We start from the raw sequence: 24255 nt of genomic DNA, 5'->3' as shown, positions 1-24255 counted from the left end.
GACGATGAGGTGGGGTATCCATGAACGCGCCGTACGACGGTGACCGTGGGCAGGGCTCGGGTGGCTCCGCCGCGGGCGACGGCCGCCCGTACGCCGACCCCCGCGGGGACGGCGGGCAGGTCCCGCCGCCGCAGCACGCCCCTGACGCCTATCCGCAGGACGCGTACCTCCAGGACGCGTACCAGCAGGACCCGTACCGGGCGCACGACCTCTCCGCCCAGGACCCGGTGACCGAGGCGCTCTACGACCGCGCCGCGCACCCGCCGCCGCCTCCGGGCACCTACCAGGCACCCGGCCCGCTGTACGCCCCGCCGCCGGCCGGCCAGTACCAGCCCGACCCCCGGGTGTGGGCACAGACGCCGGCACCGGAGCCCGAGGGGCCCTCCCAGTACCTGCCGTACGGGGACGACGCGCGGACGACGCAGTTCGTCGGCGTCGACGACCTGGTGACGCAGGCCGGTGAGGAGCGGCACGAGCCGGACGCCTTCGCGCACCTCTTCCGCGACCAGCAGCCGGGGTACGGCGGAGGCCGCGCTCCGGCACCGCAGTCCGGCTACGGCGCGAACGGGGCCCCCGCGCCCCAGTCCGGCTACGGCGGGGCCGGTGCTCCGGCGCCGCAGTCCGGCTACGGCGGGGCCGGTGCTCCGGCGCCGCAGTCCGGCTACGGCCAGGGCCACGCTCCGGCCGAGATGCCGGTCGACGACCCGACCCAGTTCCTCGGCCAGGCCCCGCTCCAGGCGCCCGCGCCCGCTCCCGTACCCGCCGCCGCCCCCAAGAAGAGCGGCCGCGCGTCGAGCCTCATGAAGTCGAGCGCCGTGATGGCGGCAGGCACGCTCGTCTCCCGACTCACCGGCTTCGTCCGCACCATGGTGATCACCGCGGCGCTCGGCGCCGGCCTCCTCGGCGACACCTGGACCGTCGCCTACACGCTGCCGACGATGATCTACATCCTGACCGTCGGCGGCGGCCTGAACTCGGTGTTCGTGCCGCAGCTGGTGCGTTCCATGAAGGAGGACGAGGACGGCGGCGAGGCGTACGCCAATCGCCTGCTCACCCTCGTGATGGTCGCCCTGGCGGTGATCGTCGCCGTCGTCGTGTTCGCCGCGCCGCTGCTGATCCAGCTGATGTCGAACACGGTCTCGGGGAACACGGCCGCCAACAGCGTCGGCGTCACCTTCGCCCGCTACTGCCTGCCCACGATCTTCTTCATGGGTGTGCACGTCGTCATGGGCCAGATCCTCAACGCCCGCGGCAAGTTCGGCGCGATGATGTGGACCCCGGTCCTGAACAACATCGTGATGATCTTCACGTTCGGCATGTTCATCTGGGTCTACGGGACCGCGGCCGAGTCCCACATGGGCGTGACGACGATCCCCGCGGACGGCGTCCGGCTCCTCGGCATCGGCACGCTCCTCGGTCTGACCGTGCAGGCGCTGGCGATGATCCCGTACCTGCGCGAGACCGGCTTCCGCTTCCGGCTCCGCTTCGACTGGAAGGGCCACGGCCTGGGCAAGGCCGTCAAGCTCGCCAAGTGGACGGTCCTGTTCGTGCTCGCGAACCAGGCCGGTGTCATCGTCGTCACCCAGCTCGCCACCGCGGCGGGCGAGGCCTCCCCGGTCAAGGGCACCGGCATCCTGGGCTACTCCAACGCCCAGCTGATCTGGGGGATGCCGCAGGCCATCATCACGGTCTCGGTCATGGCCGCGATGCTGCCGCGCATCTCGCGCTCGGCCCATGACGACGACCCGGGCGCCGTGCGCGACGACATCTCCGCCGGTCTGCGGACCTCGGCCGTGGCGATCGTCCCGGTGGCCTTCATGTTCGTGGCGCTCGGCGTCCCGATGTGCACCCTGCTCTTCGGCTCCAGCGGCATCGAGGCCGCCCAGTCCATGGGCTACATCCTCATGGCCTTCGGGCTCGGCCTCATCCCGTTCTCGGTGCAGTACGTGGTGCTGCGCGGCTTCTACGCGTACGAGGACACCCGGACCCCCTTCTACAACACGGTCATCGTCGCCGCCATAAACGCCGCCGCCTCGGGCCTGTGCTACGTGATCCTGCCCGCTCGCTGGGCGGTCGTCGGCATGGCCTTCTCGTACGGTCTCGCGTACGCCATCGGCGTCGGTGTCGCCTGGCGGCGGCTGCGCATGCGGCTCGGCGGCGACCTGGACGGCGCCAACGTGGTGCGTACGTACGCCCGGCTGTGCCTCGCGTCGGTGCCCGCTGCGATCATCGGCGGTGGAATCGGGTACGCGCTCATGATGGTGCTCGGCCACGGCGTGGTCGGTTCCATCGCGGCGCTGGTCGTCGGCGGTGCGGGGCTGCTGGGCTCCTTCTACGTGGCGGCCCGCAAGATGCGGATCGAGGAACTGAATTCGATGGTCGGTATGGTGCGCGGTCGACTTGGCCGCTGATCGGACCCCCGGCGCGCACAACCATCAGCGACCACCGCGTGTCGTGCATAGCGTCGGACTGTGGGCACAATTGGCTTTGGCGTCGGAGTGAGTGCAACGAATGGGGAGGCAGGAACGACGGTGGCGGAACGGAGCACGGCTGCCATCGACGTGGCCGACAACAGTGGTGACGATCCGCTGACCGCGAAGGCAGACAAAGCGGACAAGGCGGAGCAGGCCACGGGCGACACGGTGGCCGACCCCGGCGAGCGGGCCGCCACGACACGTGGGGAGACCGCGGACACGGCGGAGACGGGGACCCATGTGAGCCCGCGTACGTCCTCACCGCCCGAGTTGCACAGCGGTCACAAGCTCGCCAGGCGCTACCGCCTCGAAGAGTGCGTCACTCGTCTGGACGGTTTCAGCAGCTGGCGTGCGGTCGACGAGAAGCTCCGTCGTGCCGTCGGCGTGCATCTGCTGCCGGCGGACCACCCGCGCGCCCGCTCGGTCCTGGCCGCGGCCCGCTCGTCGGCCCTGCTCGGCGACCCGCGGTTCGTCCAGGTCCTGGACGCGGTCGAGGAGAACGACCTCGTCTACGTCGTGCACGAGTGGCTGCCCGACGCCACCGAGCTGACGGCGCTGCTCGCGCTCGGCTCCCTCGAAGCGCACGACGCGTACCAGATGGTCAGCCAGATCTCCTACGCGATGGCCGCCGCCCACCGCGAGGGCCTCGCGCACCTGCGGCTCACGCCCAGCGCCGTGCTGCGCACCTCCACCGGGCAGTGGCGCATCCGCGGCCTCGCCGTGAACGCGGCGCTGCGCGGCATCAGCTCCGATACCCCACAGCGCACGGACACCGAGGCGATCGGCGCGCTCCTGTACGCCTCGCTCACCCAGCGCTGGCCGTACGAGAGCGACGCTTACGGCCTGTCGGGGCTGCCCAAGGGCGTCGGCCTCATCGCACCCGACCAGGTGCGCGCCGGTGTCCACCGCGGCCTCGGGGAGCTGGCCATGCGCGCGCTCGCCAACGACGGGGCGACGGCGTCCCGCCAGGAGCCCCCGTGCACCACGCCGGAGGACCTGGTCAAGGCCATCGGCGAGATGCCCAGGATCCGCCCGCCGGAGCCCGCCTTCACCGCGCCGCCGGAGTACCAGCGGACCACGTACCAGCAGGGGTCGTACGGGCGGGTCGCCGCGCCCGGCGCCACGCAGCCCGTGCCGACGCCTCCGGCCCCGCTCCAGAGCCGCACCGGCAAGGTCCTCAAGTGGGCCGTCTCCGCCCTGCTGATCGCCGCTCTGGGTCTCGGCAGCTGGCAGCTCGCGGACGCGCTCATGGACCGCAACAAGCCCGACGGCACGGAGGAGACGCACACCACGGACGGTGACGGCGGCGGCAACGAGGACAAGAAGCCCGTCAAGCCGATCACCATCCAGGACGCCAAGGAGTACGTCGCCCAGGGCGACGCGCAGGCGCCGGAGAACGTCGCGCAGACCTACGACGAGGACAGCTCCACTTTCTGGCGGACCAAGTCGTTCCTGGACGGCCCGGAGATGGTCATAAAGCCGGGCGTCGGCATCGTGTACGACCTCGGCTCGGCCAAGGACGTCTCCGCCGCCTCGATAGGGCTCCGGTACGCCGGCGATCACACCACCGTCTCGCTCTACGCGGCGGACTCCCTCACGCCGGCCTCGGTGGACGGCCTGAAGCACATCGGGTCCAAGACGCGGACCACGACCGACGCGGCGAGCATCAAGGCCGACAAGCCGGTCAATACGCGCTATGTCCTCGTCTGGCTGACCGCGTTGCCGCATGCGGACAAGGATGGGTACAGCAACGCCGGTTACAAGCAGGGCGTCACGGATGTGAAGTTCACCGGCTGACGACGCACAGGGGAGGGGGTTCCACAGTGGACGACGCCTACGGCGAAGTGAGCGACCAGGACCTCCTCTCCCGGCACGTCGCGGGCGACAAGGACGCTTTCGGGGAGATCGTGCGGCGCCACCGGGACCGGCTGTGGGCCGTCGCCCTGAGAACGCTCGGAGACCGCGAGGAAGCCGCCGACGCGGTGCAGGACGCCCTGGTGTCCGCCTACCGGGCGGCCCACACCTTCCGCGGCCAGGCCGCCGTGACGACGTGGCTGCACCGCATCACCGTCAACGCCTGCCTGGACCGAGCCCGCAAGGCGGCCTCCCGCAAGACCTCGCCGGTGGACGACACCGAGCGCCTCGACCAGCTCCTGGAACCGCACGAGTCCGCCGCCGCCCCCGCTGAGCGCAACGACCTCCACCGCGAACTCCTCCAGGCCCTGGGGTCCCTGCCGACGGACCAGCAGGCCGCCCTCGTCCTCGTCGACATGCAGGGTTACCCCGTGGCGGAGGCGGCCCGAATACTCGACGTCCCCGTCGGCACCGTCAAGAGCCGCTGCGCACGCGGCAGAACGCGGCTCCTGCCGCTACTGACGCACCTGCGGACCGGGGACGACAGCCGAGGACGTGACGAGAACGGACCTTCCGCAAGGAACCGGAGACCGGGGACATCCGTCCCACCCGCAGCGGGGCCTCAGGACGAGGCAGGACCAAGTGACACGGCTGTCGTGAAGGGCGGAGGTGGACGAGCATGACGTCGACGACCGACACGGCAGAGCACCCGGAGGTCGCCGAGATCTCCGATCTTGCCGAGGGGCTGCTGCCCGCCTCCCGTACGACCGACCTCAGGCGACACCTCGACGGCTGCCCGCTGTGCGCCGATGTCTACGCCTCACTGGAGGAGATCCGCGGTCTGCTCGGCACGCTGCCGGACCCACCCCGCATGCCTGCGGACGTCGCCGGTCGCATCGACGCGGCCCTCGCCGCCGAAGCCCTCTTGGACAGCCTCGCCGTGCACCCGGACCCGACAGCCGCCCCCCGAGTGTCGGCAGATGACACCTCCGACGCCTCGGAAGAAGTCCGGCTAGCGGCCTCGCGGACAGCGCCCACGTCAGGCACGCGTGAAACAACCGACTCTGTTTCACGTGAAACATCGCCCGCTGACCCCACCGCCAATGAACCCGCCGTGCGCTCCGTGGAACGGCCATCGGGCCGTCCTCGCGGTGCCGTCGGCCCGGGCCGCAAGAACCGCAGCCCACGGCGACGCACGGGCGCGGCCTTCGGAGCCGTCCTGACCGCCGCGGCCCTCGGCGTCGGTGTCCTGCTCCTCCAGCAGGACGGAGACGACGCTCCGACCGCGCACCGGAACGGGGCCCGCGACACCTTCGCCGAGGGGTCCTTGGACACGAAGGTCTCCGAGCTGCTCGGTACCGGCCCCAGTGCATTCGCGTCTCCCTCTACGGAGAAGCCGTCCTTCGGCACACAGGACAGCGGCCCCAAGACGCCCCAGTCCGTCCCTCTGCCGAAGCGGGCCACCACCGTCCCGGCCTGCGTCCAGCTCGGGACGCACCGCAACGAGGATCCACTGGCGGCAGAGAAGGGCACCTACGACGGCAAGAGCGTCTACCTCGTCGTGCTGCCCCACAAGACGGACCCGGCACACCGCGTCACAGCGTTCATCGTGGACTCAGCCTGCACCCAGCAGGCCGCCTCCGCCACGGGCGAAGTGTTGTACACCCACGACTACGCCCGCGGCTGACGGGCACCCGAAGGCACTCGCGGCGTGCACCCGGACACGTCGGGAATGCGCGCCCCGTAGGATCCGTTGGGTGGGGTGAGAGTCCTGAGAAGAGGCTCCCCCGGCAGTACGCAGCAGTCCCGCAGAGACGAGGAATCAAGCCGTGAGCGACGTCCGTAACGTGATCATCATCGGCTCCGGGCCCGCCGGCTACACGGCGGCGCTCTACACCGCGCGCGCGTCGCTGAAGCCGCTGGTGTTCGAGGGGGCCGTCACCGCCGGTGGCGCGCTCATGAACACCACCGAGGTGGAGAACTTCCCCGGCTTCCAGGACGGCATCATGGGCCCCGAGCTCATGGACAACATGCGGGGTCAGGCCGAGCGCTTCGGCGCCGAGCTCGTCCCCGACGATGTCGTGGCCGTCGACCTGTCCGGTGAGATCAAGACCGTGACGGACACCGCGGGCATCGTGCACCGCGCGAAGGCCGTCATCGTCACCACCGGCTCGCAGCACCGCAAGCTCGGCCTGCCGAACGAGGACGCGCTGTCCGGCCGGGGCGTCTCCTGGTGTGCGACCTGCGACGGGTTCTTCTTCAAGGACCAGGACATCGCCGTGATCGGCGGCGGCGACACCGCGATGGAGGAGGCCACCTTCCTCTCGCGCTTCGCCAAGTCCGTGACGATCGTGCACCGCCGCGACACCCTCCGCGCCTCCAAGGCGATGCAGGAGCGCGCCTTCGCCGACCCGAAGATCAAGTTCATCTGGGACAGCGAGATCGCCGAGATCAAGGGCGACCCGAAGCTCGCCGGTCTGACGCTGCGCAACCTCAAGACGGGCGAGACGTCCGAGCTGCCGGTGACGGGCCTGTTCATCGCGATCGGCCACGACCCGCGCACGGAACTCTTCAAGGGTCAGCTCGACCTGGACGACGAGGGGTACCTGAAGGTGCAGGCTCCGTCGACGCGGACCAACCTGACCGGTGTCTTCGGTGCCGGCGACGTCGTGGACCACACCTACCGGCAGGCGATCACGGCGGCCGGGACCGGCTGCTCCGCGGCCCTCGACGCGGAGCGCTTCCTCGCCGCGCTGGCCGACGGCGAAGCGGCCGAGCCCGAGAAGACGCCGACCGTCAACGTCTGATCCTGAACCTCCCCCTCCCGCAACCCCCCAAGGAAATGAGGAGCCTGCTGTGGCCGGCAACCTGAAGAACGTGACGGACGCCTCCTTCGACGAGGACGTCCTGAAGAGCGACAAGCCCGTCCTGGTCGACTTCTGGGCTGCCTGGTGCGGCCCGTGCCGTCAGATCGCGCCGTCGCTCGAGGCCATCGCGGCCGAGTACGGCGACAAGATCGAGATCGTCAAGCTGAACATCGACGAGAACCCGGGCATCGCCGCCAAGTACGGCGTCATGTCGATCCCGACCCTGAACGTCTACCAGGGTGGCGAGGTCGCCAAGACCATCGTCGGCGCCAAGCCCAAGGCCGCCATCGTGCGCGACCTCGCGGACTTCATCGCCGAGTAAGGGCGCTATCGCCGTCCTCGGACGGCAGCGTCGTTTCACGTGAAACACGAAGGGCCGACCCCGGCTGGGGGTCGGCCCTTCGGCATGACCAGGCAGCGGCTTCGAAAGACCGGTGCGGAGGGGCCTAGAGCGGCCGCAGCGCCGGTTCCTTCTGCACGGCTCCCAGCAGCCGGTCCAACGCCATCTCCACATCCTCTTTCCAGGAGAGCGTCGTGCGCAGGTCCAGGCGCAGCCGCGGATACGCAGGATGGGGCCGGACCGTCTTGAAGCCGACCGCCAGCAGATGGTCGGCCGGGAGCAGGCAGGCCGGCTCTTTCCACTGGGCATCACCGAAGGCCTCGATCGCCTTGAAGCCGCGGCGCAGCAGATCCTTGGCGACGGTCTGCACGATGACCCGGCCGAGTCCCTGGCCCTGGTAGGCGGGCATGACCCAGGCGGTCATCAGCTGGACGGCGTCGGGGGAGACGGGGCTGGTGGGAAACGCCGTCGCCCGAGGGACGTACGCGGGCGGGGCGTAGAGCACGTAGCCGACCGGAACGTCATCGACGTAGATGACACGGCCGCAGGAACCCCACTCCAGGAGGACGGCGGAGATCCATGCCTCTTTCTCCAGCTCGGGCGTACCCGCTCTTACCGCGGCCTGACCGGTGACCGGGTCGAGCTCCCAGAAGACACACGACCGGCAGCGCTGGGGAAGGTCCGGAAGGTTGTCCAGCGTGAGCGGTACGAGCCGGCGCCCCATGTAGGCAGATCCTCGCTTCCTCCACCCGCGGCGGCGCGGGCGGCTGTCAGAGCGCCCCGTTCCCTGAGCAGGCTGCCGACGAAACCGCCGACCGCGCCGAGTCCGATACCTGCGGTCATCAGTCCGGTGCGACTCACCGATCGCATGGCCCCGCCTCCCCTTGCGGTGCTGTCAGGTGACTGCGCTCTTCCCGGTTCGCATCGTAACCACGATGCGATTGCCCCGATACCGTAGGAAAGCAAAGAGCGGGCCGTGTTCCGGTACACACCGGACACGGCCCGCTCCGCGCTCACGTGCGGCCGGTCAGTCCTGCTCGTCGCTCTCGTCGCTCTCGCCGGTCTCGGAGAGACCGTTCTGCAGAACCGGTCCTTCCCCGGGGGCGAGCGTGCCGAGGATCCGCTCCAGATCGTCCATCGAAGCGAACTCGACGACGATCTTGCCCTTCTTCTGCCCGAGGTCGACCTTGACCCTCGTCTCGAACCGGTCCGAGAGCCTCGTGGCGAGCACGTTCAGCGCCGGGGAGACGCGGCCTCCGGCCCTCGGCCCCTTCCCCCGGGCGGGGCTCGAGGGTCGCGAACCCATGAGGGTCACGATCTCTTCGACGGCCCGCACCGAGAGTCCCTCGGCCACGATGCGGTGGGCCAGCCGGTCCTGCTCCTCCGAGTCGTCGACGGAGAGCAGCGCCCGGGCATGTCCGGCGGAGAGCACCCCGGCCGCGACCCGACGCTGCACCGACGGGGACAGCTTCAGCAGGCGCAGGGTGTTGGAGACCTGCGGACGCGAGCGGCCGATGCGGTCGGCCAGCTGGTCGTGCGTGCAGTTGAAGTCCTTGAGCAGCTGGTCGTAGGCCGCGGCCTCCTCCAGCGGGTTCAGCTGCGCGCGGTGCAGGTTCTCCAGGAGCGCGTCGAGAAGAAGCTTCTCGTCGTCCGTGGCCCGCACGATGGCCGGGATCCGCTCCAGCCCCGCCTCACGACAGGCCCGCCAACGGCGCTCGCCCATGATGAGCTCGTAGCGTCCCGGCGCCACCTGCCGAACGACGACCGGCTGCAGCAGGCCGACTTCCTTGATGGACGTGATGAGCTCCGCGAGCGCGTCCTCGTCGAACACATCACGCGGCTGCCGCGGGTTGGGCGTGATGGAGTCGAGCGGCAGCTCAGCGAAGTACGCCCCGGCGGGAGCGTCGAAGCTCTCCACCGCGCTCTTGGCCGGCGCCTCGGTTTCCCGTGAAACCTGGGCGGGCGGCAGCGAGGCCACCTTGGCCGCCGCCACTCCGCGCTCCGCTGTCAGCGTCGGCATCGCGGAGGGAGAAGCCGAGGCTCCGCCTGCCGCGCTCGCCGGTGCCGACTTCTCCGGTGTGGGGGCAGCCGGGATCAGCGCGCCCAGCCCACGGCCCAGTCCCCTCCGTCGATCGCTCACTGAATACCCTCCGGCGTGCTCTGCTGGTCAAATGGTGTGCCCGCGTGTGCGTGCTGGGCGTCGTAGTGGATCCCGACCCCGCGCAGCGCCATCTCGCGTGCCGCTTCGAGGTAGGAGAGCGCACCGCTCGACCCTGGATCGTAGGTCAGCACCGTCTGCCCGTAGCTCGGCGCCTCCGAGATACGGACCGAGCGGGGGATGCTCGTCCGCAGGACCTCTTCGCCGAAGTGGCTACGGACCTCGTCGGCCACCTGGGAAGCCAGGCGCGTGCGGCCGTCGTACATCGTCAGCAGGATCGTCGAGACGTGCAGGTTCGGGTTGAGGTGCCCCCGCACGAGATCCACGTTGCGCAGCAGCTGACCGAGGCCCTCCAGCGCGTAGTACTCGCACTGGATCGGGATGAGCACCTCGGCCCCGGCGACGAGAGCGTTGACGGTCAGCAGACCGAGCGACGGCGGGCAGTCGATGAGGATGTAGTCCAGCGGCTGCTCGTAGGCCTGGATGGCTCGCTGAAGCCGGCTCTCGCGGGCGACCAGCGAGACCAGCTCGATCTCCGCACCGGCGAGATCGATGGTGGCCGGAGCGCAGAACAGGCCCTCGACATCGGTGACGGGCTGGACCACTTCGGAGAGTGGTCTGCTGTCGACCAGCACGTCGTAGATGGACGGCACGTCCGCGTGGTGGTCGATCCCCAGAGCCGTGGAGGCGTTGCCCTGTGGGTCGAGGTCGACCACCAGGACCCGCGCGCCGTGCAGCGCGAGCGAGGCGGCGAGGTTGACCGTCGTCGTCGTCTTGCCGACGCCGCCCTTCTGATTGGCCACCACCATGACGCGGGTCTGCTCGGGACGTGGCAGGCCTTCGCCTGCACGGCCCAGAGCTTCTACTGCCAGTTGGGCAGCACGACCGATGGGGGTGTCGTCCATCGGGGGCGGTGTTTCACGTGAAACATCCTCCCCCACCGACTCGGTGCGGGGACCGGGGACCGGATCGGTCATCGGTCCCGCGATGTTGGCGTCGGACCGCAAGGATTCACTCTCCTCGACTTCAGGCTCGCAATGAACAGAGCCTCCCATGCCGTCGGGGTCGAGAACCAGCGAGGCCCGGTCTTCTGTGGACGAATCCCCTTCTGTGGACAACTCCGTGCCCGAATCGAGGGATCCAAGGGGTCTACGGTCGCGGGGAGCGGCCGCTTCGCGGCCGCGACTGATGATGCCCTGCAGCAGTGAGCGACGTTTCACGTGAAACACGATGCACGGCCGTCGGGCGCACTCCCGGGCGACACCCCGTGATGCATACGTTTGACAGCTTTTGTGGAGTACTGCCGACCCGCGGAGCCGACCGGCAGTACGCGTCGGGACAACGGCCGATCAACGCCGCCGGCGGGTCCGCCCGGTCCGGGCCGCCTTGGCCCGCTTGGCGGCGAAGCGCACACCGCCCGGGCTCTCGCCCACCTCCACCCGCACCACCGTCGAGAGCGGATCGACCACGCCCTCGCCCACGTGCAGGACCGAGGTCTCCACCGCACCGAGCTTGCTCAGCGCGGCACCCGCGCCCTTGAGCTCTTCCTCGGCGGTGTCGCCCTTGAGGGCCAGCATCTCGCCGTACGGGCGCAGCAGGGGCACGCCCCATGCCGCGAGCCGGTCCAGCGGGGCCACCGCGCGCGCCGTGACGACGTGGACGGGGGTCAGCTTGCCGAGAACCTCCTCGGCGCGACCACGGACCACCGTCACATGGTTCAGCCCGAGCAGCTCGACCACCTCGGTCAGGAAGGTCGTACGGCGCAGCAGCGGCTCAAGGAGTGTGATCTTGAGGTCAGGGCGGACCAGGGCCAGCGGGATGCCCGGCAGCCCCGCACCCGAGCCGACGTCGCAGACGGTGACGCCCTCCGGGACCACTTCGGAGAGCACCGCGCAGTTGAGGATGTGCCGCTCCCACAGCCGCGGCACCTCGCGGGGGCCGATGAGACCGCGCTGCACCCCCGCGTCGGCGAGGAGCTCCGCGTACCGGACGGCGTCCGTGAAGCGCTCGCCGAATACCGTCCGGGCCTCCTCCGGAGCCGGGGGGAGTTCTGCTGCCTCCGTCACGGGGACCGTCCTTCCGTACCGCACTACCGCGCTGGGTGGCTGACTATCAGGCTGACAAAGACCGGCCCCGTCTGCGGACAGACGGGGCCGGGAAGCAACGTACCGATCAGGCAGGAAGCACGACGACGAAGCGCTGCGGCTCCTCGCCCTCGGACTCGCTGCGCAGGCCGGCGCTCTTGACGGCGTCGTGCACGACCTTGCGCTCGAAGGGCGTCATCGGCTTCATCTTGACCGGTTCACCGGTGTTCTTCACCTCGGCCGCGGCCTTGGCGCCCTGCTCGGTGAGCTCGGCACGCTTCTGGGCGCGGTACCCGCCGATGTCGAGCATCAGACGGCTGCGGTCGCCGGTCTCGCGGTGCACCGCGAGACGGGTCAGCTCCTGGAGGGCTTCCAGGACCTCTCCGTCGTGGCCGACCAGCTTCTGCAGGTCGCGGGCGCCGGCGTCACTGACGATGGAGACGGCGGCACGGTCGGCCTCGACGTCCATGTCGATGTCACCGTCGAGGTCGGCGATGTCCAGCAGACCCTCGAGGTAGTCCGCGGCGATCTCACCCTCCTGCTCGAGGCGGGTCAGGGTGTCGCCGGCCTCGGGAGCGGCGGAGGTGGTGCCTTCCGTCACGGGATGGGCTCCTTCTTGCGTCGAGGGTTACTTCTTGGACGAGGACTTGGAGCGCTGCTGGCCCTTGCGCTGGCCGGACTTGGCCTTGCTGCGGCCGTTCGCACCGGTGGCCGTCGAGCCGCCGGCGGGCTTGGCCCCGGTCTGCTTGGCCTGCGGAGCGGCGTCCTGCTTCTCCAGCGAGGGCTTCGCGGGCGAGGCGGGCTCGGCCTTGGTGCCGGGGGCGGCGGTGACACCCGTCTGCCGCTGCGACTTGGACTGCCGCTTGGGCTGCTGGCGCTTGGGCGTACCGGCGGGCGTGCCGTCCTCGTCCAGGACCTCCGTGGCGGCGGAGCTCTTCACCACGGTGCCGTCGGCCTGCGCGGCGAGCCCGGCCTTGCTCAGGCCGTTGATGAACTTGCGCTCCTGCTCGTTGCGGTCGCGGCCCTTGGCGACGATGCCCTTGACGATGTTGCGCTCACGCTTGGTGCGGGTGGCGCTGTGCGTGACGACGTGCTTCTGCAGGCCTTCGAGCATCTTGGCCTGGGCCTTGCTGCCCGGCGTGGGGTTCCTGCTGATGACGTACATCTGCTGGCCCATGGTCCACACGTTGGTGGTGAGCCAGTAGACGAGGACACCGACGGGGAAGTTGATACCCATGAACAGGAAGATCAGGGGGAAGACGTACATCAGCATCTTCTGCTGCTGCATGAACGGCGTCTTCACCGTGAGGTCGACGTTCCGGGTCATCAGCTGGCGCTGCGTGTAGAACTGCGACGCGGACATCAGCACGATCATGATCGCGGTGACGACGCGGACGTCGGTCAGCGAGGCGCCCATCTTGGCCAGCTCGCTGGCGCTGTCCGTGAACTTGGCGGCCAGCGGGGCACCGAAGATGTGCGCCTTCTGGGCGCTGTCCAGCAGCGACTGGTCGATGACGCCGATCTTCTTGTTGTCGGCGATGCCCGAGAGCGTGTGGTACAGCGCGAAGAAGAACGGCGACTGCACGAGGATGGGAAGGCACGAGGAGAGCGGGTTGGTACCCGTCTCCTTGTACAGCTTCATCATCTCTTCGGACTGGCGCTGCTTGTCGTTCTTGTAGCGCTCCTGAATCGCCTTCATCTGCGGCTGGAGCAGCTGCATGTTCCGGGTCGCCTTGATCTGCTTCACGAAGAGCGGGATCAGGCAGATCCGGATCAGCACCACCAGGGACACGATCGACAGACCCCAGGCCCATCCGGTGTCAGGGCCGAAGACGGCTCCGAAGACCTTGTGGAACTGGACGATGACCCAGGACACCGGGGTCGTGAGAAACGCGAAGACACCGGAAATCGCGTTGACGATATCGGAAATCATGTCCCTGATCAGGCTCCTTGGGCATTGGGCGAAGTCGCTGCGGACGGGCCGTCCTGGGCAGAGGGGCTGTCGCCCTCAGCGACGGGGGTCGCTTTCTTGTCCCCGCGCAAGGCGTCGCGGAGCATCTCGTGCCAGCGCGGACGCTTGCGTGGTGGAACGTGGTCGACACCGCCGGGCGACCAGGGGTTGCACCGAAGGATGCGCCAGGCGGTGAGGGCGGTTCCCTTGATCGCACCGTGCCGGTCGATGGCGGTGAAGCCGTAGTGGGAACACGACGGGTAGTACTTGCACACCGGACCGAGCAGCGGACTGAGGGTCCACTGGTAGATCTTGATCAAAGCGAGCAGTGGGTACTTCATCGCGCGCCCCCTCCCAGCAGCCGCTGTAGGGCGGCGTCCAGGTCTCGGGCCAGCTGTGCGTGGGAGGCGTCGCCCGCTCCGGGCAACGCGCGTACGACTACCAGGCTACCTGGGGGCAACAAGGCCATTCGGTCTCGCATGAGGTGGCGAAGTCTGCGCTTGACCGTGTTGCGTACAACGGCTACGCCCACGGCTTTGCTCACGACGAAACCCGCACGCGATGGGGGAACGCTCTCCCCCAGCGCGTGCGGGTCCGTGGAACCGCTGCGTAGATGGACGACGAGGAGCGGGCGGCCGGCCCGGCGTCCTCGGCGTACCGCGGTCGCGAAGTCCTCGCGCCGCCTCAGCCGATGCTCGGTAGGCAGCACGTCATGACCTGATTACGAGATCAGGCGGACAGGCTGGCGCGACCCTTGCCACGGCGGTTGGCGAGAATCGCACGACCGGCGCGGGTCCGCATGCGGAGGCGGAAACCGTGGGTCTTGGCGCGACGACGGTTGTTCGGCTGGAAGGTGCGCTTGCTCACTCGGGGGCTCCAGAAAATCGTGTGGTGGCGGGACATCGCCTGGCTGTCACCGTGCGCCCACGAGTAGCTCGCAATACGCCCGAGTGCACCGCTATACGGCTCTCGGAAGGAGAGACCGTGTTCTTGCCCATCGGAGGCAGGCGGCAGCAGCCATCGACAACTCGACCTGGTCACGGTACGCGCGGCTACGCCATTCGGTCAAACCGGCTTCACGCGCGAGACACTGTCCACAGGCTGGGGACAACAACTTGAACCGCAGCGGTCGCGCTGACTACCGTGGCTGAACTCCGATTCGTTCCCTTCTCACCGGCCCACCCGATTTTCCTCCGGAACCGGCTTCGAGCCTCCCACCCAACCCGTCCCAGGAATCACACGTTCGTGGGACCAGCGAGAGAGCGTGCCCTGTGGCTGACGTACCTGCCGATCTTGCCGCAGTGTGGCCACAAGTTCTGGAGAAACTCCTCGGTGAAGGTCGCGGGCAGGGCGTCGAGACGAAGGACGAGCACTGGATCCGGCGCAGCCAGCCCCTGGCCCTCGTCGCCGACACGGCCCTGCTCGCCGTCCCCAACGAGTTCGCGAAGGGTGTCCTCGAAGGCCGGCTGGCCCCGGTCGTCACCGAGACGCTGAGCCGCGAGTGCGGCCGCCCCATCCGGATCGCGATCGCCGTCGACGACTCCGTCGGCGAGGCGCCCGTCCCCTCCGCATCCCCGGCCGCCCAGCTGCGCTACGAGGACACCGAGCCGCCCCTCGCCCCCGGCCAGAGCCGCGACGGCTACGAGAGCCGGGACGCCTACGACGTTTACGAGCGGCGCGGCCCGGAGGAGCACGGCCAGGGTCCGCGGGGCGAGCAGCAGGTGCCGCGCGGCGACCAGCTCCCGGTCGCCCGGCCCGCCTACCCGGACTACCAGCGCCCCGAGCCCGGCGCCTGGCCCCGGCCGCAGCAGGACGAGTACGGATGGCAGCAGCCGCGCCTCGGTTTCCCCGAGCGGGACCCCTACGCGTCTCCGCCGCAGCAGCACGACTACCGGCAGCAGGAACGCCCCTCCTACGAGCAGCAGCCGTACGAGCCGGATCGCAGCCGCTACAACCAGCCGGAACGCTCCCCTTACGAGCAGAAGCAGGGGGAGCGCTCCTCTTATGAAGACCGCTCCTCCTACGAGGAACGGTCCCCCTACGAAGAGCGCTCCCCGTATGACGAGCGGCCCTCTTATGAAGAGCGCGGTTCGTACGACTCACCGCGGGAGCGCCAGCAGCGGCGGGACACCGGCGACGGACCGCGGGGCGGACGCCACGGCCAGGACGGCGGCCCTGCGGGGCCCGGTCCCGGCGGCCCGGGCGGCCGCGGAGTGCCCACCGGCGCTCCCGGGCCGCTGGCCGCTCAGCCCGCGCCCGCGACGGGCCCCGGCGAGCCCACCGCCCGCCTGAACCCCAAGTACCTCTTCGACACCTTCGTGATCGGCGCCTCGAACCGGTTCGCGCACGCGGCCGCGGTCGCCGTCGCCGAAGCGCCGGCCAAGGCGTACAACCCCCTCTTCATCTACGGGGAGTCGGGGCTCGGCAAGACGCACCTGCTGCACGCGATCGGGCACTACGCCCGCAGCCTCTACCCCGGCACGCGCGTGCGGTACGTGAGCTCCGAGGAGTTCACCAACGAGTTCATCAACTCCATCCGCGACGGCAAGGGCGACAGCTTCCGCAAGCGCTACCGCGAGATGGACATCCTTCTTGTCGACGACATCCAGTTCCTCGCGGACAAGGAGTCGACGCAGGAGGAGTTCTTCCACACCTTCAACACCCTGCACAACGCCAACAAGCAGATCGTGCTCTCCAGTGACCGGCCGCCCAAGCAGCTGGTGACGCTGGAGGACCGGCTCCGCAACCGCTTCGAGTGGGGTCTGATCACAGACGTCCAGCCGCCCGAGCTGGAGACCCGTATCGCGATCCTTCGTAAGAAGGCGGTGCAGGAGCAGCTGAACGCGCCGCCGGAGGTGCTCGAGTTCATCGCGTCCCGCATCTCGCGCAACATCCGCGAGCTGGAAGGGGCGTTGATCCGGGTCACGGCCTTCGCGTCGCTCAATCGGCAGCCGGTGGACCTGGGGCTCACGGAGATCGTCCTCAAGGACCTGATCCCCGGCGGCGAGGACGCGTCCCCGGAGATCACGGCGACGGCCATCATGGCGGCGACGGCCGACTACTTCGGGCTGACCGTGGAGGACCTCTGCGGCTCCTCCCGCAGCCGCGTCCTGGTGACGGCCCGCCAGATCGCCATGTACCTGTGCCGTGAGCTGACCGACCTGTCGCTGCCGAAGATCGGCGCTCAGTTCGGCGGCCGCGACCACACCACGGTGATGCACGCGGACCGCAAGATCCGGGCCCTGATGGCCGAGCGACGCTCGATCTACAACCAGGTAACCGAGCTCACCAACCGCATCAAGAACGGCTGACAGCCGGCCACCTCGTCCCTCCAGGGCGCTTCGGGATCGACTCCCGGGGCGCCCTTCTTCGTCCTCAGGGGCGCCCCGGGACGGCGCCGGTGTTCGATTCCGCGGCACGTTACGGGTGTTCTCCACAGATGTGCCGGGTTTTTTCGCTCCACAGCCTGGGGACCGGAAAGTTGTCCAGACTGCGTCCACAGGGCCACCCGCCCGTACGACAACACACCAGGTCAGACGGGTGTGGATTCGTGGACAGAAGATCTCCACAGGCTGTGGACAGACTTTTCCTCCACAGGCTGTGCGCAGCGTTGTCCACCGTCGACCCACAGGATGGCAGCTGTTGTGCACAGCGATCAGGTGCTTCTCCACACCGCTGTCCACTGTTCGGCAACCCGACGCGTCTCATCACCTCGGCGAGTGAAAGGCGTCACACCAAGGTGGTCGGTTGGCCTGTGGGGAACGGGGGTAAAGCTGGGGACGACGCTGGGGAGAAGTGGCCCCTGCCTGTGCATCGAATGTGCAGAACTTTTCGCCGTCCACAGAAGAGGGCGGTTGTCCACGGGCTCGGCCCACAGGCGCGGTGGACAAAAAACCGGCTCTGACCTGCGGATACGAGGTTATCCACGGTTTCCACAGCCCCTACTACTACTCCCAACTAGAGAGAGCTGGGAATCCGTTTCGAAGTGGGGGCTGTGCACAACTCGCTGTCGGCGCCTCGGCTGCCGCTCGGTGCGACTTGACCCCGACAGGCACCGACTGTCAGTGCGGTGCGTCAGACTGGTCCCCGGTGTTCTCCCCATCGGTGGGCCGAGCGACACCACGTCTGACGACGAGACCGATGACCACGCAGGGCGAGAGCAGCCAGCAACACGCAGGAGGCGGCTTACGGTGAAGATCCGGGTTGAACGCGACGTACTCGCGGAGGCAGTGGCCTGGGCGGCGCGCAGCCTCCCGGCGCGACCGCCAGCGCCTGTCCTCGCGGGCCTTCTCCTGAAGGCCGAGGAGGGCGCACTCAGCCTGTCGAGCTTCGACTACGAGGTCTCGGCACGCGTCTCTGTGGACGCGGAGATCGACGAAGAAGGCACGGTTCTCGTTTCCGGCCGCCTTCTTGCCGACATCTGCCGCGCTCTGCCGAACCGTCCGGTGGAGATCTCCACAGACGGTGTACGAGCCACCGTGGTCTGCGGCTCGTCGCGGTTCACACTCCACACCCTGCCTGTGGAGGAGTACCCGGCCCTGCCGCAGATGCCGACCGCCACGGGCACGGTCCCTGGCGAGGTCTTCGCCTCGGCCGCCCAGCAGGTGGCCATCGCCGCCGGCCGGGACGACACGCTGCCCGTCCTCACCGGTGTGCGCATCGAGATCGAGGGCGACACGGTGACGCTGGCCTCCACCGACCGGTACCGCTTCGCCGTCCGCGAGTTCCTGTGGAAGCCGGAGGACCCGGAGGCCTCCGCGGTCGCCCTGGTGCCCGCCAAGACGCTCCTGGACACCGCCAAGGCGCTCACGAGCGGTGACACGGTCACGCTGGCCCTGTCCGGCTCGGGTGCGGGCGAGGGCCTCATCGGCTTCGAGGGCGCCGGGCGCCGGACGACCACGCGTCTCCTCGAAGGCGACCTGCCGAAGTACCGCACGCTGTTCCCGACGGAGTTCAACTCCGTGGCCGTCATCGAGACCGCCCCCTTCGTGGAGGCCGTCAAGCGTGTGGCCCTGGTCGCCGAGCGCAACACCCCGGTGCGGCTCAGCTTCGAGCAGGGCGTGCTCATCCTGGAGGCCGGCTCCAGCGACGACGCACAGGCTGTGGAAAGGGTTGACGCGAACCTGGAGGGCGACGACATCTCCATCGCCTTCAACCCGACGTTCCTGCTGGACGGCCTGAGCGCGATCGACTCCCCGGTCGCCCAGCTGTCGTTCACGACGTCCACCAAGCCCGCGCTGCTCAGCGGCAGGCCGGCGGTGGACGCGGAGGCGGACGACGCCTACAAGTACCTGATCATGCCGGTGCGGCTGTCGGGCTGAGTCGGCGAGGGACCGGGCCGCCCGCACGTGGGGCGACCCGGGTCCACAGGGTGTGCGTGAGCTGCCCTCCGCCCGAAAGGCGTGGAGGGCGCCCCCCGGTTTAGGGTCGGAAACAGGTACGTACGTATGCACGGCGATGTGTCGTCACGTGCCCCCTCCACGCCCTGTCGCAACGTAAGGAACCACTGATGGAGCTCGGTCTCGTCGGCCTCGGCAAGATGGGCGGCAACATGCGCGAGCGCATCCGCCGCGCCGGCCACACCGTCATCGGCTACGACCGCGATCCGGACCTCGCGGATGTCCACAGCCTCGAAGAGCTTGTGGGCAGCCTCAAGGGCCCGCGCGTGGTGTGGGTGATGGTCCCCGCGGGCGCGGCGACCCAGTCCACCGTCGACGAGCTGAAGGAGCTGCTCTCCGAGGGCGACGTCGTCGTCGACGGCGGCAACTCCCGCTGGACGGACGACGAGAAGCACGCCGCCGAGCTGGGCGTGAAGGGCATCGGCTTCGTCGACTGCGGCGTCTCCGGTGGCGTCTGGGGCCTGGAGAACGGCTACGCGCTGATGTACGGCGGTTCGGCCGAGGACGTGGCGAAGGTCCAGCCGGTCTTCGACGCCCTGAAGCCCGAGGGCGACTTCGGCTCCGTGCACGCGGGCAAGGTCGGCGCCGGGCACTTCGCCAAGATGGTCCACAACGGCATCGAGTACGCCATGATGCAGGCCTACGCCGAGGGCTGGGAGCTGCTGGAGGCCGTGGACTCGGTGACGGACGTGCGCGAGGTCTTCCGGTCCTGGCAGGAGGGCACCGTCATCCGCTCGTGGCTGCTCGACCTCGCGGTCAACGCCCTCGACGAGGACGAGCACCTGCACGAGCTGCGCGGGTACGCCCAGGACTCCGGTGAGGGCCGCTGGACCGTGGAGGCGGCCATCGACAACGCCGTCCCGCTGCCGGCGATCACCGCGTCGCTCTTCGCGCGCTTCGCCTCCCGGCAGGACGACTCGCCGCAGATGAAGATGATCGCGGCGCTGCGCAACCAGTTCGGCGGCCACGCCGTCGAGAAGGCGTGACGCACCCGCGCCACGAGCCCGTACGCACTGATCCACTCGCTGATCCACAGCAGTAGGCGAAATCTGGGGGAGGTCGGCCCACGACCATGCACGTCACGCATCTGTCGCTGGCCGACTTCCGCTCGTACGCCCGCGCCGAGGTCGCTCTCGACCCGGGCGTCACCGCGTTCGTGGGCCCGAACGGCCAGGGCAAGACCAATCTCGTCGAGGCCGTCGGTTACCTCGCCACCCTGGGCAGCCACCGCGTCTCCTCGGACGCCCCGCTCGTGCGGATGGGCGCCGAGCGCGCCGTCGTGCGGGCCCAGGTGCGCCAGGGAGAGCGCCAGCAACTCGTCGAGCTGGAACTGAACCCCGGCAAGGCCAACCGCGCGCGCATCAACCGCTCCTCGCAGGTCAAGCCGCGTGACGTGCTGGGCATCGTACGGACCGTGCTGTTCGCCCCCGAGGACCTCGCGCTGATCAAGGGGGACCCCGGTGAACGCCGCCGCTTCCTCGACGAGCTGATCACCGCCCGGTCGCCGCGGATGGCCGGCGTCCGCTCCGACTACGACCGCGTCCTGAAGCAGCGCAACACCTTGCTGAAGTCGGCGGCGCTCGCCCGGCGGCACGGCGGCCGCTCCATGGACCTGTCCACGCTCGACGTATGGGACCAGCACCTCGCGCGCGCGGGTGCGGAGCTGCTCGCGCAGCGGCTCGACCTGATCGCCGCGCTGCAACCACTGGCCGACAAGGCGTACGAACAGCTGGCGCCCGGCGGCGGGCCGGTGGCGCTCGACTACAAGCCGTCCTCGCCGGAGATCGTCGGGCACGCGCGCGAGGAGCTGTACGAGCAGATCCTGGCCGCCCTGGAAGGCGCGCGGAAGCAGGAGATCGAGCGGGGGGTCACCTTGGTGGGCCCGCACCGCGACGAGATGCTGCTCAAGCTCGGGCAGCTGCCCGCCAAGGGGTACGCGAGCCACGGCGAGTCCTGGTCGTACGCGCTGGCCCTGCGCCTGGCCTCGTACGACCTGCTGAAGGCCGAGGGGAACGAGCCGGTGCTCGTCCTGGACGACGTCTTCGCCGAGCTGGACGTGCGCCGCAGGGAGCGGCTCGCGGAGCTCGTGGCGCCCGGCGAGCAGGTCCTGGTGACGGCGGCGGTCGACGACGACGTGCCGGGTGTGCTGACCGGCACGCGGTACGTCGTCTCCGAGGGGACGGTGGAGCGGCAGTGAGCGAGAACGTGCCGGGCGGCGAGAGCCCGGGGAGCAAAGGCCCCGGCGATCCGCGGGAACCGAAGGCGGCCCCCGAGCCTTCAGGTGTCGATCTCGCACGCGTCGCCCTCCGTGCGGCGAAAGAGGCCGCACGCGCGCGCGGTGCCGCGGCGCAGCAGAAGAAGCACGTCCGGCGCGGCGGTGGACTGCGGTCCGGGGCCCGCGCCGACGGCCGCGACCCGATGGGGCTCGGCCCGGCCATCAACCGGCTGATCACCGAGCGCGGCTGGGAGACGCCCGCCGCGGTCGGCGGTGTCATGGGTCGCTGGCCGGAGATCGTCGGCGAGGAGCTGGCCAGGCACTGTGTGCCGCAGAAGTACGACGAGGACGAGCGCGTCCTGGTCGTGCAGTGCGATTCGACGGCCTGGGCGACCCAGGTGCGGATGCTGGCCGCGCAGCTCGTCAAGCGCCTCAACGAGGACCTCGGGCACGGCACCGTCAGCCGGATCGACATCAGGAATCCCGGTGGTGGCCCCCGCCGCTACGGCCCCTTGCGCGCCCCCGGAAGCACAGGTCACGACGGCACCTTCGGGTGAGACCGCGGCCACGGTTGCGGGGGGTTGACACCTCGAAGCGCTGAGTGCCGCTGTGAGCCTCTTGGAGCCCCGCTCCGCATATGGGGAGTCGGCCGAGACCGGTTGAGGGCGGCACATGCGGACTCAGGTACCGCCAAACCCCCATCACTGTCGGCGCTACCGGTAGACTGGGAGCCAATCCCGCCCCACTTGTGGGACGCACCGAGCAACGCTGACAAGGGCTTACCGAACCAACACGCCGCAGCCGCACCGGCCACCAACCGGGAGCTTGGCTTGTGCTGTGCCAGAAAGGGCGCTTCGTGGCCGATTCCGGCAACCCCAACGAGAACAACCCGTCCACCGACGCAGGCGCGCACGCGCACGTAGGGGCAACAGAGGCCTCCTACGACGCCAGTGCGATCACCGTCCTCGAAGGGCTGGACGCGGTCCGCAAGCGACCCGGCATGTACATCGGCTCGACCGGTGAGCGTGGCCTGCACCACATGGTGCAGGAGGTTGTGGACAACTCCGTCGACGAGGCCCTGGCCGGCCACGCGGACACGATCGACGTCACGATCCTGCCCGACGGCGGCGTCCGCGTCATCGACAACGGCCGCGGCATCCCCGTGGGCATCATCCCGTCCGAGGGCAAGCCGGCCGTCGAGGTCGTGCTGACCGTCCTGCACGCGGGCGGCAAGTTCGGCGGCGGCGGTTACGCCGTCTCCGGCGGTCTGCACGGCGTGGGCGTCTCCGTGGTGAACGCGCTGTCCACCAAGGTCTCCGTGGACATCAGGACCGAGGGCCACCGCTGGACGCAGGAGTACAAGGCGGGTGTGCCGACCGCGCCGCTCGCCAAGCACGAGGCCACCGAGGAGACCGGCACCACGGTCACCTTCTGGGCCGACGGCGACATCTTCGAGACCACCGAGTACTCCTTCGAGACGCTCTCGCGGCGCTTCCAGGAGATGGCCTTCCTCAACAAGGGCCTGACGATCAAGCTCACGGACGAGCGCGACTCGGCCAAGGCCGTCGTCGGCGCCGACACCGCCGACGCCCCTGAAGAGGGCGAGGCGCGTTCGGTGACGTACCACTACGAAGGCGGCATCGTCGACTTCGTGAAGTACCTCAACTCCCGTAAGGGCGAGGTCGTCCACCCCACCGTGATCGACATCGAGGCGGAGGACAAGGAGAGGCTCCTTTCCGTCGAGGTCGCGATGCAGTGGAACACGAGTTACAGCGAGGGCGTCTACTCCTTCGCGAACACGATCCACACGCACGAGGGCGGTACCCACGAGGAAGGCTTCCGCGCGGCGCTCACCGGTCTCATCAACCGGTACGCGCGCGACAAGAAGCTGCTGCGCGAGAAGGACGACAACCTCACGGGTGACGACATCCGCGAGGGGCTGACGGCCATCCTGTCGGTCAAGCTGGGCGAGCCGCAGTTCGAGGGCCAGACCAAGACGAAGCTCGGCAACACCGAGGCGAAGACCTTCGTCCAGAAGGTCGTGCACGAGCACCTGACGGACTGGCTGGACCGGAACCCGGTCGAGGCCTCGGACATCATCCGCAAGTCCATTCAGGCGGCCACCGCGCGCGTGGCGGCCCGCAAGGCGCGCGACCTGACGCGCCGCAAGGGCCTGCTGGAGTCGGCGTCCCTGCCGGGCAAGCTCTCGGACTGCCAGTCGAACGACCCCACCAAATGCGAGATCTTCATCGTCGAGGGTGACTCCGCCGGCGGTTCGGCCAAGTCCGGCCGCAACCCGCAGTACCAGGCGATCCTCCCGATCCGAGGCAAGATCCTCAACGTCGAGAAGGCGCGGATCGACAAGATCCTGCAGAACCAGGAGATCCAGGCGCTGATCTCCGCCTTCGGTACCGGTGTCCACGAGGACTTCGACATCGAGAAGCTCCGCTACCACAAGATCATCTTGATGGCGGACGCCGACGTCGACGGCCAGCACATCAACACCCTGCTGCTGACGTTCCTCTTCCGCTTCATGCGGCCGCTCGTCGAGGCGGGTCACGTGTTCCTCTCCCGCCCGCCCCTGTACAAGATCAAGTGGGGCCGGGAGGACTTCGAGTACGCCTACTCGGACCGCGAGCGTGACGCCCTCATCGAGATGGGCAGGCAGGCCGGCAAGCGCATCCGTGACGACTCGGTCCAGCGCTTCAAGGGTCTGGGCGAGATGAACGCCGAGGAGCTGCGCATCACCACGATGGACCAGGAGCACCGCGTCCTCGGCCAGGTCACCCTGGACGACGCCGCCCAGGCCGACGACCTGTTCTCCGTCCTCATGGGCGAGGACGTCGAGGCACGCCGCTCGTTCATCCAGCGTAATGCCAAGGACGTCCGCTTCCTCGACATCTGAGTCGGTCT

The 24255-nt window shown here is 69.3% G+C and carries 21 protein-coding genes; 12 read left to right on the top strand and 9 right to left on the bottom strand.

The features are described from left to right. Positions 1 to 20 precede the first annotated feature (20 nt). The 6 genes from murJ to trxA all read left to right on the top strand — a co-directional run bounded on the left by murJ (position 21) and on the right by trxA (position 7517). The gene (gene murJ / locus ACIBW6_RS16150; protein WP_399059946.1) at positions 21 to 2411 is read left to right on the top strand and encodes a murein biosynthesis integral membrane protein MurJ; all 2391 of its coding nucleotides are present in this window, start codon (positions 21 to 23) and stop codon (positions 2409 to 2411) included. A gap of 120 nt (positions 2412 to 2531) precedes the next feature. Further along, on the top strand, positions 2532 to 4271 hold the full coding sequence (locus tag ACIBW6_RS16145; RefSeq protein ID WP_399059945.1) for a protein kinase family protein: 1740 nt from the start codon (positions 2532 to 2534) through the stop codon (positions 4269 to 4271). Between the two features lie 26 nt (positions 4272 to 4297). Further along, a complete protein-coding gene (sigM, locus tag ACIBW6_RS16140) occupies positions 4298 to 5011 on the top strand; it encodes an RNA polymerase sigma factor SigM (protein WP_399059944.1) in 714 nt (237 codons plus the stop codon). After that, on the top strand, positions 5008 to 6015 hold the full coding sequence (locus ACIBW6_RS16135) for an anti-sigma factor family protein (protein WP_399059943.1): 1008 nt from the start codon (positions 5008 to 5010) through the stop codon (positions 6013 to 6015). The genes sigM and ACIBW6_RS16135 overlap by 4 nt, the downstream gene beginning before the upstream one ends. A 142-nt stretch (positions 6016 to 6157) precedes the next feature. Further along, positions 6158 to 7135 (top strand): thioredoxin-disulfide reductase, encoded by a 978-nt coding sequence (gene trxB / locus ACIBW6_RS16130; RefSeq protein ID WP_399059942.1) that lies wholly within the window; start codon positions 6158 to 6160, stop codon positions 7133 to 7135. A gap of 49 nt (positions 7136 to 7184) precedes the next feature. Next, on the top strand, positions 7185 to 7517 hold the full coding sequence (gene trxA, locus ACIBW6_RS16125; protein ID WP_399059941.1) for a thioredoxin: 333 nt from the start codon (positions 7185 to 7187) through the stop codon (positions 7515 to 7517). 124 nt (positions 7518 to 7641) lie between these two features. Here the strand turns inward: trxA and ACIBW6_RS16120 are convergent, their stop codons facing one another. The 9 genes from ACIBW6_RS16120 to rpmH all read right to left on the bottom strand — a co-directional run bounded on the left by ACIBW6_RS16120 (position 7642) and on the right by rpmH (position 14595). Then, the gene (locus ACIBW6_RS16120; RefSeq protein WP_399059940.1) at positions 7642 to 8259 is read right to left on the bottom strand and encodes a GNAT family N-acetyltransferase; all 618 of its coding nucleotides are present in this window, start codon (positions 8257 to 8259) and stop codon (positions 7642 to 7644) included. Between the two features lie 303 nt (positions 8260 to 8562). After that, entirely contained in the window at positions 8563 to 9675 is a 1113-nt protein-coding gene (locus ACIBW6_RS16115; protein WP_399059939.1) for a ParB/RepB/Spo0J family partition protein, read from the bottom strand. Then, positions 9672 to 10748: an AAA family ATPase gene (locus tag ACIBW6_RS16110; protein ID WP_399060035.1), complete on the bottom strand. Its 1077-nt coding sequence runs from the start codon at positions 10746 to 10748 to the stop codon at positions 9672 to 9674. The genes ACIBW6_RS16115 and ACIBW6_RS16110 overlap by 4 nt, the downstream gene beginning before the upstream one ends. A gap of 294 nt (positions 10749 to 11042) precedes the next feature. After that, complete coding sequence (gene rsmG / locus ACIBW6_RS16105) at positions 11043 to 11759, bottom strand: 16S rRNA (guanine(527)-N(7))-methyltransferase RsmG (RefSeq protein WP_399059938.1); 717 nt, start codon at positions 11757 to 11759, stop codon at positions 11043 to 11045. 106 nt (positions 11760 to 11865) lie between these two features. Then, the gene (locus tag ACIBW6_RS16100; RefSeq protein WP_399059936.1) at positions 11866 to 12378 is read right to left on the bottom strand and encodes a protein jag; all 513 of its coding nucleotides are present in this window, start codon (positions 12376 to 12378) and stop codon (positions 11866 to 11868) included. Between the two features lie 27 nt (positions 12379 to 12405). Continuing rightward, positions 12406 to 13710 (bottom strand): membrane protein insertase YidC, encoded by a 1305-nt coding sequence (gene yidC, locus ACIBW6_RS16095; RefSeq protein WP_399059935.1) that lies wholly within the window; start codon positions 13708 to 13710, stop codon positions 12406 to 12408. Between the two features lie 8 nt (positions 13711 to 13718). Continuing rightward, entirely contained in the window at positions 13719 to 14069 is a 351-nt protein-coding gene (gene yidD / locus ACIBW6_RS16090; protein ID WP_399059934.1) for a membrane protein insertion efficiency factor YidD, read from the bottom strand. Then, positions 14066 to 14437, bottom strand: coding sequence for a ribonuclease P protein component (rnpA, locus tag ACIBW6_RS16085; RefSeq protein ID WP_399059933.1), 372 nt, complete (start codon positions 14435 to 14437; stop codon positions 14066 to 14068). The genes yidD and rnpA overlap by 4 nt, the downstream gene beginning before the upstream one ends. Before the next feature lie 20 nt (positions 14438 to 14457). After that, positions 14458 to 14595 carry a 50S ribosomal protein L34 gene (gene rpmH / locus ACIBW6_RS16080; protein WP_006381191.1) on the bottom strand — a complete coding sequence of 46 codons (138 nt, stop codon included), beginning with the start codon at positions 14593 to 14595 and terminating at the stop codon, positions 14458 to 14460. A 404-nt stretch (positions 14596 to 14999) separates the two neighbouring features. Between rpmH and dnaA the strand changes: the two genes are divergently transcribed. The 6 genes from dnaA (at position 15000) to gyrB (ending at position 24247) form a co-directional block, all read left to right on the top strand. Continuing rightward, positions 15000 to 17039 (top strand): chromosomal replication initiator protein DnaA, encoded by a 2040-nt coding sequence (gene dnaA / locus ACIBW6_RS16075; RefSeq protein ID WP_399059932.1) that lies wholly within the window; start codon positions 15000 to 15002, stop codon positions 17037 to 17039. A gap of 879 nt (positions 17040 to 17918) precedes the next feature. Further along, positions 17919 to 19049 (top strand): DNA polymerase III subunit beta, encoded by a 1131-nt coding sequence (gene dnaN, locus ACIBW6_RS16070; RefSeq protein WP_356489927.1) that lies wholly within the window; start codon positions 17919 to 17921, stop codon positions 19047 to 19049. 188 nt (positions 19050 to 19237) lie between these two features. Beyond that, entirely contained in the window at positions 19238 to 20113 is an 876-nt protein-coding gene (gene gnd / locus ACIBW6_RS16065) for a phosphogluconate dehydrogenase (NAD(+)-dependent, decarboxylating) (protein ID WP_399059931.1), read from the top strand. Between the two features lie 86 nt (positions 20114 to 20199). Beyond that, a complete protein-coding gene (gene recF, locus ACIBW6_RS16060; RefSeq protein WP_399059930.1) occupies positions 20200 to 21324 on the top strand; it encodes a DNA replication/repair protein RecF in 1125 nt (374 codons plus the stop codon). Between the two features lie 8 nt (positions 21325 to 21332). Next, complete coding sequence (locus tag ACIBW6_RS16055; RefSeq protein ID WP_399060034.1) at positions 21333 to 21899, top strand: DUF721 domain-containing protein; 567 nt, start codon at positions 21333 to 21335, stop codon at positions 21897 to 21899. Positions 21900 to 22174: 275 nt separating this feature from the next. Then, positions 22175 to 24247 carry a DNA topoisomerase (ATP-hydrolyzing) subunit B gene (gyrB, locus tag ACIBW6_RS16050; protein ID WP_399059929.1) on the top strand — a complete coding sequence of 691 codons (2073 nt, stop codon included), beginning with the start codon at positions 22175 to 22177 and terminating at the stop codon, positions 24245 to 24247. The last annotated feature ends 8 nt before the right edge of the window (positions 24248 to 24255 follow it).

The organism is Streptomyces sp. NPDC049813 (genome assembly GCF_044465085.1).
Classification (GTDB): Bacteria; Actinomycetota; Actinomycetes; order Streptomycetales; family Streptomycetaceae; genus Streptomyces.
This window is presented reverse-complemented; position numbering and strand designations above follow the sequence as displayed.

Excerpts from the sequence above, each read along its gene's own strand:
- ACIBW6_RS16120 (WP_399059940.1), bottom strand. The coding sequence starts at position 8,259 with ATGGGGCGCCGGCTCGTACCGCTCACGCTGGACAACCTTCCGGACCTT.
- murJ (WP_399059946.1), top strand. The coding sequence starts at position 21 with ATGAACGCGCCGTACGACGGTGACCGTGGGCAGGGCTCGGGTGGCTCC.
- ACIBW6_RS16135 (WP_399059943.1), top strand. The coding sequence starts at position 5,008 with ATGACGTCGACGACCGACACGGCAGAGCACCCGGAGGTCGCCGAGATC.
- yidC (WP_399059935.1), bottom strand. The coding sequence starts at position 13,710 with ATGATTTCCGATATCGTCAACGCGATTTCCGGTGTCTTCGCGTTTCTC.
- ACIBW6_RS16110 (WP_399060035.1), bottom strand. The coding sequence starts at position 10,748 with ATGGGAGGCTCTGTTCATTGCGAGCCTGAAGTCGAGGAGAGTGAATCC.
- recF (WP_399059930.1), top strand. The coding sequence starts at position 20,200 with ATGCACGTCACGCATCTGTCGCTGGCCGACTTCCGCTCGTACGCCCGC.
- gnd (WP_399059931.1), top strand. The coding sequence starts at position 19,238 with ATGGAGCTCGGTCTCGTCGGCCTCGGCAAGATGGGCGGCAACATGCGC.
- yidD (WP_399059934.1), bottom strand. The coding sequence starts at position 14,069 with ATGAAGTACCCACTGCTCGCTTTGATCAAGATCTACCAGTGGACCCTC.